Origin of the sequence: Bacillus sp. V59.32b, from assembly GCF_003429085.1 — a bacterium.
Classification (GTDB): Bacteria; Bacillota; Bacilli; order Bacillales; family DSM-1321; genus Peribacillus.
On the sequence record NZ_QVTC01000083.1, the window covers coordinates 1 to 16,042 of the forward strand.

The window sequence follows — 16,042 nt, forward strand, 5'->3', positions numbered from 1 at the left end:
GTCGCATGCTCCTGCGGGGTCTCACCTGTCCCGCTGCTCCCGCAGGAGTCTTCGCGCCTTCCACTCCAATCAACAGGCTTTTAAACGTTTACTATGGAACGTTCCTAACATCTATTTTAAAATGGATACATAAATTGATTGAGGTGACGAGGCATATTTGGCAGGATTATGTAGAGGAAACAGATCATTTGCGACACCACAAGGATGTAAAACCAATCTATGCGAAACGCAAAGAAACGATAGAACGCGTATTCGCAGATGCAAAAGAAAAGCATGGCATGCGTTGGACAAAGTTAAGGGGACTTAAAAAATTGTCGATGCAGGCGATGCTTACTTTCGCTGCCATGAATTTGAAGAAGATGGCAAACTGGACATGGCAAGGTCCAGAAATGGCCTAATAAATAAGGCTAAGTGAGGTCCATTCACACTCAAAATAAGCAAAAATAGAAATAATCACTAAAAAGGGGTTCGGAATGAGACCATTCCGAACCCCTTTTGTCGACAATCTGGAAAGAGAGGAAACCCTCTCTTTTTTTGTTTCTAAAAATGAGCGAAGAAAAACAAATTCCATATAAAGCTAAGAAAAATTGATTAATTAAACCTTGGTTTCATACGGATAGGCCAAAAATAGGATAATCAACATTATCCTTTAACCGAGCATTTAACATAAAGAAATAGAAAAACTCGCCAATTGGCGAGTTTTCCTATTTCCTTATTGTTCATGGGACTGTTTCTTTTGTTCTCTTTCAAGTGTCTTTCTTTCCTTCTGATTACCGATGCTATTTTTTTCTTCATCTGAAGCTCTTGTCGGTGTTGGCGTTAGCGCATCACCCGGTATATCCGGAATGATTCTGCCTGTGATATCAGCCAGCTCATTCATGATTCCTCGTACAGGCTGTCCGTTTTGGATATCCTGTGCAACCTCCCGGATTCTTTCGTTCATATCCGGATCAGCGACTATTGCGGCATTCGCTCCGTATGGATCGTCCTTTAGCGCTTCACTTACAGAATATTTAATCGTCCCAACCTCTGAACGGTCAACATTACCATCGATATCAATTCCTACTACGGCATAATCGCCAAGCACTGCAGCTGTTGCATCATTTACATGGGGGACCTTTTCGGCGAGATCGACGAGCCTTCTTGCGATTTGCTGGCTGCTTTGCCTGTCACTTTCCTCAATGGTCGAGTCTCTCACCTGTGAAACATTGTTATTGTTGTTCTCCCGATTTTCCCCGGCGTTGTCATTTGCGTTACAGCCGGCAATAAACAAAAATGCCGCTGCCATAAACAAAAGTCTTTTCATTGTACAGCCTCCATTCCTGACATTTTGTTTATAGTCTGCAATTGTTCTTCTATCTTTATGCAATGGTACATATATTTTAGCAACAGTCTCGTCCACGACATAAGCTATATTAGCAACGACGCAGGCATTTCCCAGAATGAACAGGCAGGAGGCGCCATTTTGAGCAAAATCTATGTGTTGGATACCAATGTCTTGCTGCAGGACCCATATTCAATTTTCTCTTTCGAAGAAAACGAGGTAGTCATCCCGGCTGTTGTACTGGAAGAAGTGGATTCGAAAAAAAGATACATGGATGAAATCGGGAGAAATGCAAGACAAGTATCAAAATTGATTGATGGCTTCCGGGAAATAGGGAAGCTTCATGAGAAAATCCCTCTGCACAATGGCGGTGTGCTTAGGATTGAATTAAACCATAGGTCCTTTCATGAGCTTCAGGAAATCTTTGTTGAAAAAACAAATGATAATAGAATTTTAGCCGTTGCCAAAAACCTTGCCCTTGAAGAGCAGACGAAGGAAAAGGGCAGAAAGGTTATCCTTGTAAGCAAGGACACGCTCGTCAGGGTCAAGGCAGACGCAATCGGCCTGAACGCACAGGATTTCCTGAATGACCGGGTAGTAGAGATGGATCATATCTACAGTGGCATTCAGGAGCTACTTGTCCAAAAGGAAATCCTGGATAGGTATTATGAGAAAGGAAGTCTTCCACTTTCCGACATCATAACCAATAAGCTCTTTCCAAACCAGTTTGTCTTGATGAAAGATGTGTTGGGAGGTTCTTCTTCAGCGATTGGTATCGTTGGTCAGTCGGGGACCATAGTAAAAAAGCTTATTTTTGACCAGGAACATATTTGGGGCATTAAACCGCGAAATGTCCAGCAAACGATGGCGATGGAGATTTTACTTCGATCTGATCTGCCACTGGTTACACTAATCGGGAAAGCAGGGACAGGTAAAACCTTGCTTGCCCTGGCTTCCGGATTAATGCAGACTGAAGATCTGGGACAGTATAAAAAATTGCTGGTTGCCAGGCCGATTGTCCCCGTGGGAAAAGATATAGGCTACTTGCCTGGAGAAAAGGGAGAAAAATTAAGGCCCTGGATGCAGCCGATTTTCGATAACTTGGAGTATCTTTTTAACACTAAAAAACCGGGGGAATTGGATGCGATTTTAGCGGGGATGAATTCTATAGAAGTGGAAGCATTAACATATATCAGGGGAAGAAGCATACCGGATCAATTCATCATCATTGACGAGGCGCAAAACCTCACAAAGCACGAAGTAAAAACGATTCTGACCCGGGTAGGGGACCGGAGCAAAATTGTCTTGATGGGTGATCCGGAACAAATCGATCACCCTTATCTTGATGAGTATAATAACGGATTAACTTATGTTGTGGAAAAATTCAAGGATCAAAGCATTGCGGGGCATATAAAGCTTGTAAAAGGAGAACGGTCAGGGCTTGCTCAATTAGCGGCCAATATATTGTAAGAAAGAAAGATGGCAGCCCCATTGTCCATGATTAGGGACTGCCTATCCACATGCTATAAATAGCCATTATTCAATTCGAAATGCTTTCACTTTCGTAATCGGATTTTTAAGATTGGAGCCGTCCCCGAAATAAACATGCACGGGTCCGTCTTCACTCAATGGTTTCCCGTTAAAGGAGAAGCCGAGAATGAACATCTGGGCATCAGTTAAAGAAAAAGCTTGCTCTCCGGTTTCCGTTTCAATAATTACTGTGCCGGTATCTTCATTTGGCTCAGCGTTTTTGAGAAAGCTTTCGAATGGGATACCGAATGTACCCGTCAAAATTTTTTGTTTCTCGTATTTTTGTTCGGTTTTAAGTGTAGGCGGGGAAACCGAACCTTCCTGGATTTCCCTGTCCCAATGCTTCGAAGCAGCTTTCGTATATTCCTCCAGCTCGTCTGTCTGCTGTTTTTGCGATTGAAAGTATGTCTCTAAATCCACTTTCCGGTCATCAAAAATCCATACACCCGGATCGAGGGTGATTGTGTAGTTTACTTTCCCTTTAATGAATACGATCGATTCCAAACCTTTCATCCCTTCCTGTCTTGCACTATGATACAAGTATAGCTGTAAATGTAGGTATATAACAATAAGTTCGCCTTGCTTTTTTAAACAAGTAAGGGTAAAATTTATAGATAAGATTTAATCGCTTCTCGAGCGGGGGGATTTGATATGGCATCTGAAATACTTGTCAATCATCGAGAAAAAGCCATTGCTTTATTAAAAGCTGATGCTGACAAGATATTAAAACTCATAAAAGTGCAAATGGATAATCTTACTATGCCTCAATGTCCTCTATATGAAGAGGTTCTTGATACACAAATGTTCGGCTTATCTCGTGAAATAGATTTTGCTGTTCGTTTAGGTTTAGTGGAAGAAACGGAAGGAAAATCCCTTCTGGAAACATTAGAGAGGGAGCTATCAGCTTTGCATGAAGCTTCACTAAGGAAATGATATAGGCATCACAATGAACCAAACTCAAACAAATCAATACGATTGTTTGAGTTTTTTTTATAGCATTCGGCGCGGAAAATAGTATAACACTTTTAAAAAAATAGTATGACATATAAAAGATTTATGCTATTATCCATATATACATACAGTAAATAGAGTGACTTTCTTGGGTTTATCGGTTACTATATAAGAATATTTACAAAATTGTGATAATTGGGTAATATCTTTTAGATAAAAACTGCCTTTATTTCTCTGGTCCCGATAAGGTTTTTTTTACTATCATTTCGGGTACATATCTTCAAGTATTATAGATAGACAGGAAAAGCATTTTTGTAATATCTTTGAATGAAACTACTAAAGCTGATACTGAAAAATTAATCTGTGAAAGAAAAGCAGTGGGAGCACTCTCACTCTTTTTCAATGGCTATGTTAAATGTCTGTGTAATTTTTGGCGCATTTTAGCTTACTGCCCATGGACCGAAGAGAAAGTGAGCTTTCTCCACTCGGTCCATGGGCAGCGAGCAACACTCATCATTGCTGAAAGGTGTGTGAAACCGAGGTTTCACACGAATGAGCCAAAAATCGTATTGATCAGCAATATCCATTAACATAGCCTTATAAATAAATGAAAAATACATAAAAGTAGGTGTAGGGAATGGGACAACGTATTAAAAAGGTTCTTGCCGCAAACCGCGGAGAAATTGCCATCCGTATTTTCCGCGCGTGTACGGAACTCGGTATACGCACAGTAGCGATATATTCCAAGGAAGATTACGGCTCTTATCACCGTTATAAAGCCGATGAAGCATATCTGGTCGGGGAAGGTAAGAAACCGATAGACGCTTATTTAGACATCGAAGGAATCATTGAAATTGCTAAAACAAGCGGTGTGGACGCAATCCATCCCGGTTATGGTTTCCTGTCCGAAAATATTGAATTCGCCCGACGATGTGAGGAAGAAGGCCTCATTTTTATCGGTCCGGAAACCAAACATCTAGATATGTTTGGTGACAAAGTAAAAGCACGCCAGCAGGCAATGCTTGCGGACATTCCGGTTATCCCGGGAAGCGATGGCCCTGTTGGGGAGCTTGAGGAAATCGTCTCATTCGGGAAAACACACGGCTTTCCGATCATTATAAAAGCGGCACTTGGAGGCGGAGGACGAGGCATGCGAATCGTCCATAAGCTTGAAGAGGTACGTGAAGCTTATGATAGGGCAAAGTCAGAAGCGAAAGCGGCTTTTGGAAACGATGAAGTGTACGTCGAAAAGTTCGTCCAAAACCCGAAGCATATCGAGGTACAGATTCTTGGAGACAAGCACGGAAATATTGTCCACTTGTACGAACGCGACTGCTCTGTCCAAAGAAGGCACCAAAAGGTCGTCGAAGTGGCTCCTTCCGTTTCATTATCTGAAGAACTGCGTCTTCGCATTTGTGAAGCGGCCGTTCATTTGATGAAAAATGTCGACTATGTCAATGCGGGCACAGTTGAATTTCTCGTTGCGAACGATGAATTTTACTTTATCGAAGTCAACCCGCGGGTTCAGGTTGAACATACGATCACGGAAATGATTACCGGCATCGATATCGTCCAATCACAAATATTGATCGCCGAAGGAAACCGGCTGCACGAAGCTCCACTGGATATTCCCGCCCAGGAAAACATCCATACAATCGGATATGCGATACAATCAAGGGTAACAACAGAGGATCCTTTAAATAACTTCATGCCTGATACCGGAAAACTCATGGCCTACCGCTCAGGGGGCGGGTTTGGGGTCCGCTTGGATGCCGGGAACGGCTTTCAGGGAGCCGTCATAACCCCCTATTATGATTCGTTGCTTGTAAAGCTTTCGACACAAGCCCATACGTTCAAACAGGCTGCCTCGAAGATGGAAAGAAACTTGAAAGAATTCCGGATCCGCGGCATCAAAACGAATATCCCGTTTCTTGAAAATGTCGTAAAGCATGAGAAGTTTCTAACGGGAAAATACGATACATCGTTCATTGACACCACACCTGAGCTGTTTACTTTCCCTGTCCGTAAAGACCGGGGAACGAAGATGCTCAGCTATATTGGCAATATCACGGTAAATGGTTTCCCGGGCATCGAAAAAAAGAAAAAACCTGTTTTTGATCTGCCTGCCATCCCGAAAATCGGCAATGAAGTGAAGGTGCAGGACGGCACGAAGCAAATTCTTGACAATAAGGGAGCCGAAGGACTTGCAGGATGGGTCAAAGAGCAGAAAGAAGTACTGCTGACAGATACGACTTTCCGTGACGCCCATCAATCTTTGCTGGCAACGAGGGTCCGCACAACGGATTTGCTGCATATTGCCGAGCCTACATCTAAACTTATGCCTAACCTGTTTTCCCTGGAAATGTGGGGAGGAGCTACGTTTGACGTGTCCTACCGCTTCTTGAAGGAAGATCCATGGGACAGGCTGTTATCCATGCGTGAAAAGGTCCCGAACGTATTATTTCAGATGCTTTTGCGCGCATCTAACGCGGTAGGCTACAAAAACTATCCGGACAATGTCATTCAAGAGTTCGTCGAAAAATCCGCTTATGCAGGTATTGATGTATTCCGTATCTTTGACAGTTTGAACTGGGTAAAGGGGATGGAGGTAGCCATCGATGCAGTCCGGCGTTCAGGGAAGCTTGCGGAAGCAGCGATTTGCTACACGGGTGACATCAATGATCCGGCCAGAGGAAAATATGACATCCAATATTATAAAAATCTCGCCAGGGAGCTGGAAAACCAAGGGGCGCACATCCTCGGCATAAAAGATATGGCCGGTTTATTAAAACCGGAAGCAGCCTACCGTTTAATTTCTGAACTGAAGGAAACAATCAATATTCCAATTCATCTGCACACACACGATACGAGCGGTAACGGTATTTATATGTATGCCAAGGCGATTGAAGCGGGAGTCGATATTGTAGATACGGCTTTAGGCTCCATGGCCGGATTGACGTCCCAGCCAAGCTCACAAACGCTGTATTATGCGCTTGAAGGAACATCCAGGCAACCCAAGGCCGATATTCATTCCCTTGAGCAGCTTTCCCATTACTGGGAAGGCGTCCGAAAATACTATAAAGATTTCGAAAGCGGTATGAATTCCCCTCACACGGAAGTATATAAGCACGAAATGCCGGGAGGGCAATACAGCAATCTGCAGCAGCAGGCAAAAGCGGTAGGTCTTGGCGAACGCTGGGGAGAGGTCAAGGAAATGTACGAGCGGGTAAATGCGATGTTCGGTGACATCGTAAAAGTGACCCCTTCTTCAAAAGTGGTCGGGGATATGGCTTTATTCATGGTACAGAATGAATTAGATGAAGAGTCAGTGTTAACGAAAGGCAAATCGATCGATTTCCCTGACTCGGTGATCGAGTTATTTGAGGGATACTTAGGCCAGCCGTATGGCGGATTCCCAAAGGAGTTACAGACTGTTATCTTAAAGGGCAGAGCACCAATCACTGTGCGCCCTGGAGAACTTCTTGATAATGTCGACTTTTCGAGTTTGAAGGAAGAATTATTCAAAGAAATCGGGCGGCCTGTAACAAGCTTTGATGCATTGGCATACGCGCTTTATCCAAAAGTATTCTTAGAATATGAGAAAACCATTGAGCAATTTGGGAAGATTTCGAATCTTGATACGCCTACTTTCCATTACGGGATGAGACTGGGTGAGGAGATTGAAGTTGAAATCGAGACAGGGAAAACCCTGATAGTCAAATTGGTTTCAATCGGTCAGCCTCAGCCTAATGGGACTAGAGTTGTTTATTTTGAATTGAATGGACAGCCCCGTGAGGTGGAAGTGAAAGACGAAAGCATCAAGTCGAGCGTTCAGGCTAAAGTAAAGGCTGACTCGAAAAATCAATCCCATATTGGCGCGACCATGCCGGGAACGGTCATCAGGGTCGTTGCAGAAAAAGGGGAAAAGGTAAATCAAGGAGACCATTTAATCATTACCGAAGCGATGAAAATGGAGACGACTGTACAGGCGCCATTCTCAGGCACGGTGAAAGAGATACATGTTTCAAACGGTGAAGCGATCAGTACCGGTGATTTACTTATCGAAATCGAAAAATAATAAATCCGCCGAAGCGAACAATCTAAAAATACGAACATGAGATAAAATAGGCTGACTTCAAAGGTTTCAAGAGAATACCTTTGAGTCAGCCTATTTTCTTTACATTTATGCAGTTATTTCAGGTTCTTTGTAATCAGTTTCTGTTTTTTTCAGCGCCATCGAATTTTTCTTGCTTCTGGATGATAAAAGAAGCAGATAGCTCATCACACCGAAAAAGCAAGATATGAACAATGCATGACTTAACGCTATTAAGAGATTAAGCCGGGAAAAAATAATCAAAGCTCCGGCGATTACTTGGAGAGAGACAAGGATCAGCGATGCAACCCATCCCCAATATAAAACCTTTTGATGTTGATAGTGCCTGATAGCGATAATCGCCGCATAGAGAACCCAAATAAAAATGAGGCCGGCAGCAGCTCTGTGTCCCATTTGTATCCATTCATACAAATTACCGGGAAGACCGGGACTGGAATTGACACAAAGAGGCCAATCTTTACAAACGAGACTTGCATTCGTGTGCCTTACCAATGCTCCCGTATAAACGACGAGAAAAGAATAAATCATAATTCCTTTAATATGGAACTGCATTCTCGTATCAACGATTAACTTCTCCGCCTCAAACTTCTTATCTACTTCAAAAATGAGCAGCGTTAACAGAAATACCGATGCGAAAGAAATTAAAGAAATCCCAAAATGCAAGGCAAGTACAAAATCAGACTGACCCCAGATAACCGCAGCCGCTCCGATCAATCCCTGTGCTACCAAAAATAAAAAAGATAAAAGCGAAAGAAATTTCGTTTCTCTTATATGCCCGATCTTACGCCAAGACCAAACAGAAAGGATTAAAACCATCAATCCGACAATGCCTGATACGAGCCGGTGTGCAAATTCGATGATAAGTTCCGCAGTTATCTCCGTAGGAACAAGCTCGCCGTTGCATAAAGGCCATGACCTGCCGCAGCCCATTCCTGAATCTGTTTTTGTGACAAGGGCTCCGCCAAGCAGGATAAAAAGCATGCCGATTGTAGTCAAAACTGCAAACCATTTCAATGCCCGATGCACAGTGTTTTCACCTTCTTTGTTTAATTGCCAAATCTAATATTTTTCCAAAATTAAACGCTCTATTTTCCTACTAGATATTACACAACTTGTTGCTAATTGACAAGGTGTTTCATGTTAGGTAGTAAGGTTTTATGAGAAAAACAGTTTTTCTTTTAGGCTCTGTTATAAAGGATTGTTTTTGGCTGATTCGTGAGAAACTATGGTCTCACACGCCTTTCAGCTCTGCTGAAAGGTATTCCCATCCTTGAAACGGATTGAAGAATGCACGATGCTCTTTCGGTTTAATGGATGGGGAGCAAAATGACCCAAAAATCAACGAGATATTTAACATAGCAATACACAAACCGGAATGATCACAGCAGGGTATAGAAAGGCCATGATTAAGAAACCGCTTCACAAATAAGACAAAAATTATACGAAAAAAGTTCACAAAATCTTATAAAAGTGTGATTTAATATACAGGAGAAGGATATTTATGTCTTCTATTAACGAATAAACACTATTCTTAACATATTTAAGGGGAGCATCTTGGTTTTGCGATAAGGTTTTTAATGTTTCTATCATGCATCTTTACCGCTTTAATAGAAAAGCAGCCCGAAATGCTTTATAGTATAGATTGTACGGGTTCTTATATGTGGAAATTTTTGAAGGAGGAATATATATATGTCTAATCCAAGGGCTTTGACTGAACCTGTCATTCAAGACAGTAAAGCAAGCCTTCAAGCGGGCATACCGGAAACGACGGCCTGGAAAGATTTCATGGCGTTAATCAAAGTCGGTATTGTCAATTCGAACATGATTACTACCTTCACAGGTTTGTGGTTGGCTCTGTATTTTTCCGATGAGCATTTCTTTTCAAACCTTGATACGCTGTTTTTTACACTTGCTGGGTCAGCACTTATTGTAGCGGGATCTTGCAGCTTAAATAATTATATTGATCGCGACATTGATCATCTCATGGAAAGAACGAAGAGCAGACCGACAGTCACGGGAAAGGCGAACCCAGCGAAGGTTCTTACGTTAAGCTTGGTGCTGATAGCCATAGGGACTGTTCTGCTGGCATTAACAAACATTACAACTGCAATCATCGGTCTCATCGGTGTTTTTACGTATGTTGTTCTGTATACGCTCGTTTCAAAGCGAAGATACGTCTCCAATACCATTGTAGGGAGTATCTCGGGCGCAGTGCCGCCGCTTATCGGCTGGGCCGCTGTTGACCCTGATTTAAGCGTCATGGCATGGATGCTGTTTCTAATCATGTTTATCTGGCAGCCGCCTCATTTTTACGCAATCGCGATGAAGCGCTGTGAAGAATACAGGGCGGCCGGCATTCCGATGCTTCCCGTTGTTAAAGGATTTAAAACAACGAAAAGGTCGATGACTTTATGGGTGGCATGCCTGCTTCCTATTCCGATTTTCCTAACACAACTTGGCACGCCGCTTGTTATCCTCGCCACAATTTTGAATGTTGGGTGGCTTATTCTTGCCATAAGCGGGTATAAAATGAAGGATGACTTGAAATGGGCAAAGCTGATGTTCGTTTATTCTTTGAATTATATGACGATTTTATATGTAGGAATGGTAATTGTTACGTTAATATAATTGCTATATCTAAACTGAAAAAATGCCGTCTGTGCCGTTTGCTAAACAGGTACAGACGCCCATATTTAGCAAGGGCGTATTCGGAGCAATAATGCTTCGCGTTGCCAGGGTTTATCGATACATATTAGACTGTTTATAAATGAAGTTGAAAATCTGTCAATTGATTGGCAACCAGTATTCCTACTTAATTAAGGAATTCTTTCTTTTAATAGAAATTAATATAGAGAGAATTTTTCACAGCCAGCGACATTATTTGACTTGTGAGAAAATTTTTACGAAAGCGGGGTTTCTAAAGCTATGAAAAAAAGGCTGCACAAATGGCGTCTGCTATCATTGTTTGCAATGCTGGCGCTTGTATTAGCGGGTTGTGGAGAACCGTTCTTATCCACTTTGAAGCCTGCTGGAGAAGTGGCGCAAACTCAATATGACTTAATGATCCTAAGTACTTTGATTATGGTATTGGTCATTGTTGTGGTTGTTGTTATCTTCTTGTATGTAATTTTCCGTTTCCGCCGTAAAAAAGGCGACGAAAACAAAATACCAAAACAAATTGAAGGAAGCCACAAACTTGAACTTATCTGGACTGTTATCCCTATCCTTCTTTTGTTGGTTTTAGCAGTACCGACTATTGCCGCTACTTTTGATTTAGCTGACACTAAAGCTATGGAAAAGAAAGACAAAGACGGAAAAACAGAAGATGTACTTGTCATCAATGTACGTGCAAATCTTTACTGGTGGGAATTTGAATACCCGGACCTTGGGATTGTAACCAGCCAGGATTTAATAGTACCTACTGATGAAAAGGTTTACTTTAATTTAATTGCTTCTGATGTGAAGCACTCATTCTGGATTCCGTCTGCTGGCGGTAAGATGGATACGAATACTGAGGGTGAAAACCAGTTCTTCCTTGAATTCGACAGCAAAAAAGCTGCCGAGGTGCAAGACGTATTTTACGGTAAGTGTGCCGAGCTTTGCGGACCTTCCCATGCTTTGATGGATTTCAAGGTGAATACAAAATCCCGTGCTGAATTCGATCAATGGGCCGCCGATATGAAAGCTGTTAAAGAACCTGCGGCAGAAGGCGCTTTGGCTCAGCAAGGGGAAGAGGTTTTCAACCAAAGCTGTATCGGATGTCATGCTGTAACACCTAATGACAGCAGACCTGAACAGGCTCGCCAGGCTCCAAACCTTGCAACATTCGGTGAACGCGAACGTATTGCAGGGGTGTTGGACCATAACGAAGAGAACCTAAAAAATTGGATCAAAGACCCTGAAAAATACAAGCCAGGCAACACAATGACAGGTACTTATAAAGTGACTGACGAGCAAGTTGACGCACTGGCTGCTTATTTAATGGGCTTAAAAGTTGAAGAAAAATAAGAGATAGATTGATTGATTAGGGAGGTTTGATCGTGAGTACCCACGCTACGAAAAAAGGATTTGGCGCTACAATTTGGGATTATCTTACAACAGTAGACCATAAGAAAATCGCCATTCTTTATCTAATCGCAGGCGGATTTTTCTTTGTTGTCGGCGGCCTGGAAGCGATGTTCATTAGAATTCAGCTTGCCGTACCGAACAATGACTTTATCAGTGCCGGATTGTTTAACGAAATTATAACGATGCATGGTACAACCATGATTTTCTTGGCGGCAATGCCTTTAATATTTGCTTTTATGAACGCGGTTGTTCCACTACAAATAGGGGCGCGCGACGTAGCGTTTCCATTTCTTAACTCACTCGGATTCTGGTTGTTTTTCTTTGGTGGGGTTTTCTTGAACCTATCATGGTTTTTAGGAGGGGCTCCTGATTCAGGGTGGACGAACTACGCATCCCTGGCGATGAGTTCCCCGGGCCACGGTGTCGATTTCTATATCCTGGGGCTTCAGATTTCAGGATTGGGTACATTAATAGCAGGCATTAACTTCCTGGCGACGATTATCAATATGCGTGCACCTGGGATGACTTATATGCGTATGCCATTATTTACTTGGTCAACATTTGTTGCATCCGCACTTATTTTGTTTGCTTTTCCGCCATTAACCGTAGGACTTGTTCTTGCGATGTTCGACCGTATGTTCGGTTCGAATTTCTTTGATGTGGCGGCAGGAGGTAATACGATTATCTGGGAGCATATGTTCTGGATATTCGGACATCCTGAAGTATATATTCTAATATTACCGGCCTTCGGTATTTTCTCAGAGATTTTTGCTACATTCTCTAGAAAAAGGCTTTTTGGTTATTCTTCCATGGTATTTGCAACGGTACTGATTGGTTTCTTAGGTTTCATGGTGTGGGCTCACCATATGTTTACGGTTGGTTTAGGTCCGATAGCCAATGCGATTTTCGCAGTAGCTACAATGGCAATTGCTGTCCCTACGGGTATAAAAATCTTTAACTGGCTCTTTACGATGTGGGGAGGAAGCGTGAAATTCACCACTCCGATGCTTTATGCCGTTTCCTTCATCCCGTCCTTCGTCGCCGGTGGTGTAACAGGAATCATGTTAGCTGCAGCGCCTGCGGATTATCAATACCACGATTCTTATTTCGTGGTTGCGCATTTCCACTATGTTATTGTCGGTGGAGTCGTTCTAGGCTTATTGGCAGCAACACATTTCTACTGGCCAAAGATGTTTGGAACCTTGTTAAATGAAACATTAGGCAAAATCACTTTTTGGTTATTCCTAATCGGCTTCCATTTAACATTCTTTATCCAGCATTTCCTTGGGTTAATGGGTATGCCTCGCCGTGTATTCACTTTCCTTCCGGGACAGGGCTTGGAAACAGGTAACCTTGTGAGTTCAATAGGTGCAGCCTTTATGGCCGTTGCAGTCATCATATTGCTCATTAACATTATTATGACTTCAGTTAAGAATGTGAAGGTTGGCAATGATCCTTGGGGAGACGGACGTACTCTTGAATGGGCAATCGCTTCACCACCGCCGTTCTATAATTTCAAGCAGCTTCCGCTTGTCCGTGGTTTGGACGCTTACTGGGTAGAAAAGATGGATGGCAAAAAAGGGATGACTCCTGCAGAACCGCTAGGCGACATCCATATGCCGAATTCGTCCATTATCCCTTTTGTTATCTCATTCGGATTGTTCGTTGCGGCGTTCGGTGCGTTGTACAATACTGATAATAAAGACTGGACTCTTCCGGTAATGATTATCGGATTACTTATTACTTTTGGAGCAATGTGTGTTCGCTCAGTAAAAGATGACCATGGTTTCCATATTCATAAAGAAGATCTTTTAGAGGATGAAGACAAAGGAGGGAAGGCATAATGCAAGCAGAAGAAAAATTCACCGATGCTACATGGCCTGCTTCTCCAGAAAAAGCTACTCTAGAAGGTAAGAACAAATTCTTGGGGTTTTGGTTATTCCTGGGAGGAGAGACTGTATTATTCGCATCTCTCTTTGCGACTTACCTTGCTTTAAAAGATAGAGTGCCAAACGGGGAGCATAAGCTCGCCCAAGACATGTTTGAGCTTCCGTTGACGTTTGTCATGACCATGCTGCTTTTAACGAGCTCTTTAACTAGCGTCTATGCCATGTATCATATGAAAAATAACCATTTCCAGAAAATGCAGGCATGGCTGTTAATCACTGTTTTGCTTGGTGTGGCTTTCCTTGGACTGGAAGTTTACGAATTCTATCACTATGTCCATGAATTTAATCATACGTTTACAAGCAGTGCATTTGGTTCCGCATTTTATACTTTAGTAGGTTTCCACGGAGCCCACGTAGCCTTTGGGCTAGTTTGGATCCTTACGGTGATGGTGCGAAATGCTAAACGTGGTTTAAACTTGTATAATGCACCAAAGTTCTATGTAGCCAGCTTATACTGGCATTTCATTGACGTAGTATGGGTATTCATCTTTACTGTAGTATATTTAATGGGAATGGTGGGATAAATTGATGGCGAACAATCAATCAAATTCAGCTAACCCAAATGTGGATCTTAAATATCGACGCAAAAAAAATGCTGAGGAGATGAGACATCAGGTCGTCTCTTTCACCTTGATGATTCTCCTTACGCTTATCGCTTTTTTTGCGGTTGGGTATGATGGATTTTCACACTGGTTCATTAAACCTTTCATTTTGTTGCTTGCTGTAGTTCAGGTTATTTTCCAGCTATACTATTTTATGCATATGAAGCATAAAGGACATGATACAATCGCTTTATTCCTTTTCTCAGGTTTGGCGGTTGGATTGATCACGGTATTAGTATTCATAACAATCGTCTGGTTATAATATGTAATGATGAAAATCGGCTATTTATTTAGCCGATTTTCTATTTGTCCAGTTTTAATGGACAGCCGATTTAAGTTTAACTTTACTCTCATTAAGGAACTCTTGAACATTTCTTTTCCTGGCTATGGATGTTTAGATTGTCCCTGTATACTGCTATAAGGTATAATATTTCATGTATGTGTGACAACTTTTAGAGGTGATATTATGTCAATCGAGATCTTTGGCTTCCGAGCGTTATGGAGTCCATACTACCTTATCGCTCTGGTTTTGATAACTTTTGCTTATTTTTTACTGGTAACCAAGTTTCGAAACAAATTTGCAGGGAGTGAACGGTTAACAACGAGACAAAGTGCATTGTTTATAACTTTCATGGTTTCATTGTACGCAATAAAAGGATCGCCTTTGGATTTATTGGGACACATCATGTTTAGCGCCCATATGATTCAAATGGCTCTCTTATATTTGGTATTGCCTCCTTTGTTGATCCTAAGCATACCTAACTGGCTGTGGAGACAATTATTTTCCGTGAAATTTATTGATATGGTCTTTAAGGCTTTTACAAAGCCTTTGATAGGTCTGGTCATATTTAATGGAATGTTTTCTTTTTATCACATTCCTCTCATCTTCGACTTTGTCAAAACTGATATGTGGATTCATGCATTTTATACAGTTGTGCTATTTTTTACGGCGATATTCATGTGGTTTCCACTCGTTAACCAGCTTCCTGAGAAGGAGAGCCTTTCCGGCTTATACAAGGTAGGCTATATTTTCGGGAACGGCATTTTGCTGACACCTGCATGTGCCTTGATTATTTTTGCGAGTAACCCGCTGTATACTACTTTCACCGATGCGACAGCCTGGGCACAGGCCATGGAATTATGTGTGCCCGCATCCGCTCTTTCCGGACTTAACTTAAGCGGTCCCGAGTTATTTAATGGGATGCCGCCCCTTGAGGATCAGCGGACCGGTGGAGTACTAATGAAGATCATCCAGGAAATCGTATACGGCATTGTGTTAGGCTATGTATTCTTTGCATGGTATCGTAAGGAAAGCGGAGGACCTAATAAAATCGATCCGCTGCCGACGGAGATTCAAACGGCAGAATGAACTTCGTCTAATTCCCGCCTTAAAAGGCTCGTCAATCGACGAGTTTTCTTTAAAGAAGGCTCTGTTTAACGATAATTTTGTTTTTGGGAAGGGAATCTGCGAGACTCCTCGAAAATGCATACGCATTTTCTCGTG

The 16,042-nt window shown here is 42.2% G+C and carries 13 protein-coding genes; 10 read left to right on the forward strand and 3 right to left on the reverse strand.

What is annotated here, in order from left to right; all coding sequences use genetic code 11:
* A partial coding sequence (locus D0463_RS19985) for a transposase (protein ID WP_254052840.1) occupies positions 1-398 on the forward strand: 398 nt, incomplete at its 5' end.
* A 314-nt stretch (positions 399-712) separates the two neighbouring features.
* Here D0463_RS19985 and D0463_RS16800 read toward each other — a convergent pair.
* Positions 713-1,306: a YhcN/YlaJ family sporulation lipoprotein gene (locus D0463_RS16800; protein WP_117308529.1), complete on the reverse strand. Its 594-nt coding sequence runs from the start codon at positions 1,304-1,306 to the stop codon at positions 713-715.
* Between the two features lie 159 nt (positions 1,307-1,465).
* On the opposite strand from D0463_RS16800, the gene D0463_RS16805 reads away from it, so the two are divergent.
* Complete coding sequence (locus tag D0463_RS16805; protein ID WP_117308530.1) at positions 1,466-2,794, forward strand: PhoH family protein; 1,329 nt, start codon at positions 1,466-1,468, stop codon at positions 2,792-2,794.
* Between the two features lie 66 nt (positions 2,795-2,860).
* Here the strand turns inward: D0463_RS16805 and D0463_RS16810 are convergent, their stop codons facing one another.
* Positions 2,861-3,358 (reverse strand): peptidyl-prolyl cis-trans isomerase, encoded by a 498-nt coding sequence (locus D0463_RS16810; RefSeq protein WP_117308540.1) that lies wholly within the window; start codon positions 3,356-3,358, stop codon positions 2,861-2,863.
* 147 nt (positions 3,359-3,505) lie between these two features.
* On the opposite strand from D0463_RS16810, the gene D0463_RS16815 reads away from it, so the two are divergent.
* Positions 3,506-3,787 (forward strand): Fpa/YlaN family protein, encoded by a 282-nt coding sequence (locus tag D0463_RS16815; RefSeq protein WP_117308531.1) that lies wholly within the window; start codon positions 3,506-3,508, stop codon positions 3,785-3,787.
* 655 nt (positions 3,788-4,442) lie between these two features.
* Positions 4,443-7,883, forward strand: coding sequence for a pyruvate carboxylase (pyc, locus tag D0463_RS16820; protein ID WP_117308532.1), 3,441 nt, complete (start codon positions 4,443-4,445; stop codon positions 7,881-7,883).
* A 105-nt stretch (positions 7,884-7,988) separates the two neighbouring features.
* Here pyc and D0463_RS16825 read toward each other — a convergent pair whose 3' ends face one another.
* Positions 7,989-8,945, reverse strand: a complete 957-nt coding sequence (locus D0463_RS16825) for a COX15/CtaA family protein (protein WP_117308533.1) — start codon at positions 8,943-8,945, stop codon at positions 7,989-7,991.
* A 663-nt stretch (positions 8,946-9,608) separates the two neighbouring features.
* On the opposite strand from D0463_RS16825, the gene cyoE reads away from it, so the two are divergent.
* From cyoE to ctaG, 6 genes are all read left to right on the forward strand, one after another.
* Positions 9,609-10,547: a heme o synthase gene (gene cyoE / locus D0463_RS16830; RefSeq protein WP_117308534.1), complete on the forward strand. Its 939-nt coding sequence runs from the start codon at positions 9,609-9,611 to the stop codon at positions 10,545-10,547.
* 297 nt (positions 10,548-10,844) lie between these two features.
* Positions 10,845-11,927 (forward strand): cytochrome c oxidase subunit II, encoded by a 1,083-nt coding sequence (gene coxB / locus D0463_RS16835; protein ID WP_117308535.1) that lies wholly within the window; start codon positions 10,845-10,847, stop codon positions 11,925-11,927.
* Between the two features lie 32 nt (positions 11,928-11,959).
* Entirely contained in the window at positions 11,960-13,831 is a 1,872-nt protein-coding gene (gene ctaD, locus D0463_RS16840; RefSeq protein WP_117308536.1) for a cytochrome c oxidase subunit I, read from the forward strand.
* On the forward strand, positions 13,831-14,460 hold the full coding sequence (locus tag D0463_RS16845; RefSeq protein WP_117308537.1) for a cytochrome (ubi)quinol oxidase subunit III: 630 nt from the start codon (positions 13,831-13,833) through the stop codon (positions 14,458-14,460). Before ctaD ends, D0463_RS16845 begins: the two co-directional genes overlap by 1 nt.
* A 4-nt stretch (positions 14,461-14,464) precedes the next feature.
* On the forward strand, positions 14,465-14,800 hold the full coding sequence (gene ctaF / locus D0463_RS16850) for a cytochrome c oxidase subunit IVB (protein ID WP_117308538.1): 336 nt from the start codon (positions 14,465-14,467) through the stop codon (positions 14,798-14,800).
* A gap of 204 nt (positions 14,801-15,004) precedes the next feature.
* Positions 15,005-15,907 carry a cytochrome c oxidase assembly factor CtaG gene (gene ctaG / locus D0463_RS16855; protein ID WP_117308539.1) on the forward strand — a complete coding sequence of 301 codons (903 nt, stop codon included), beginning with the start codon at positions 15,005-15,007 and terminating at the stop codon, positions 15,905-15,907.
* Positions 15,908-16,042: the final 135 nt, after the last annotated feature.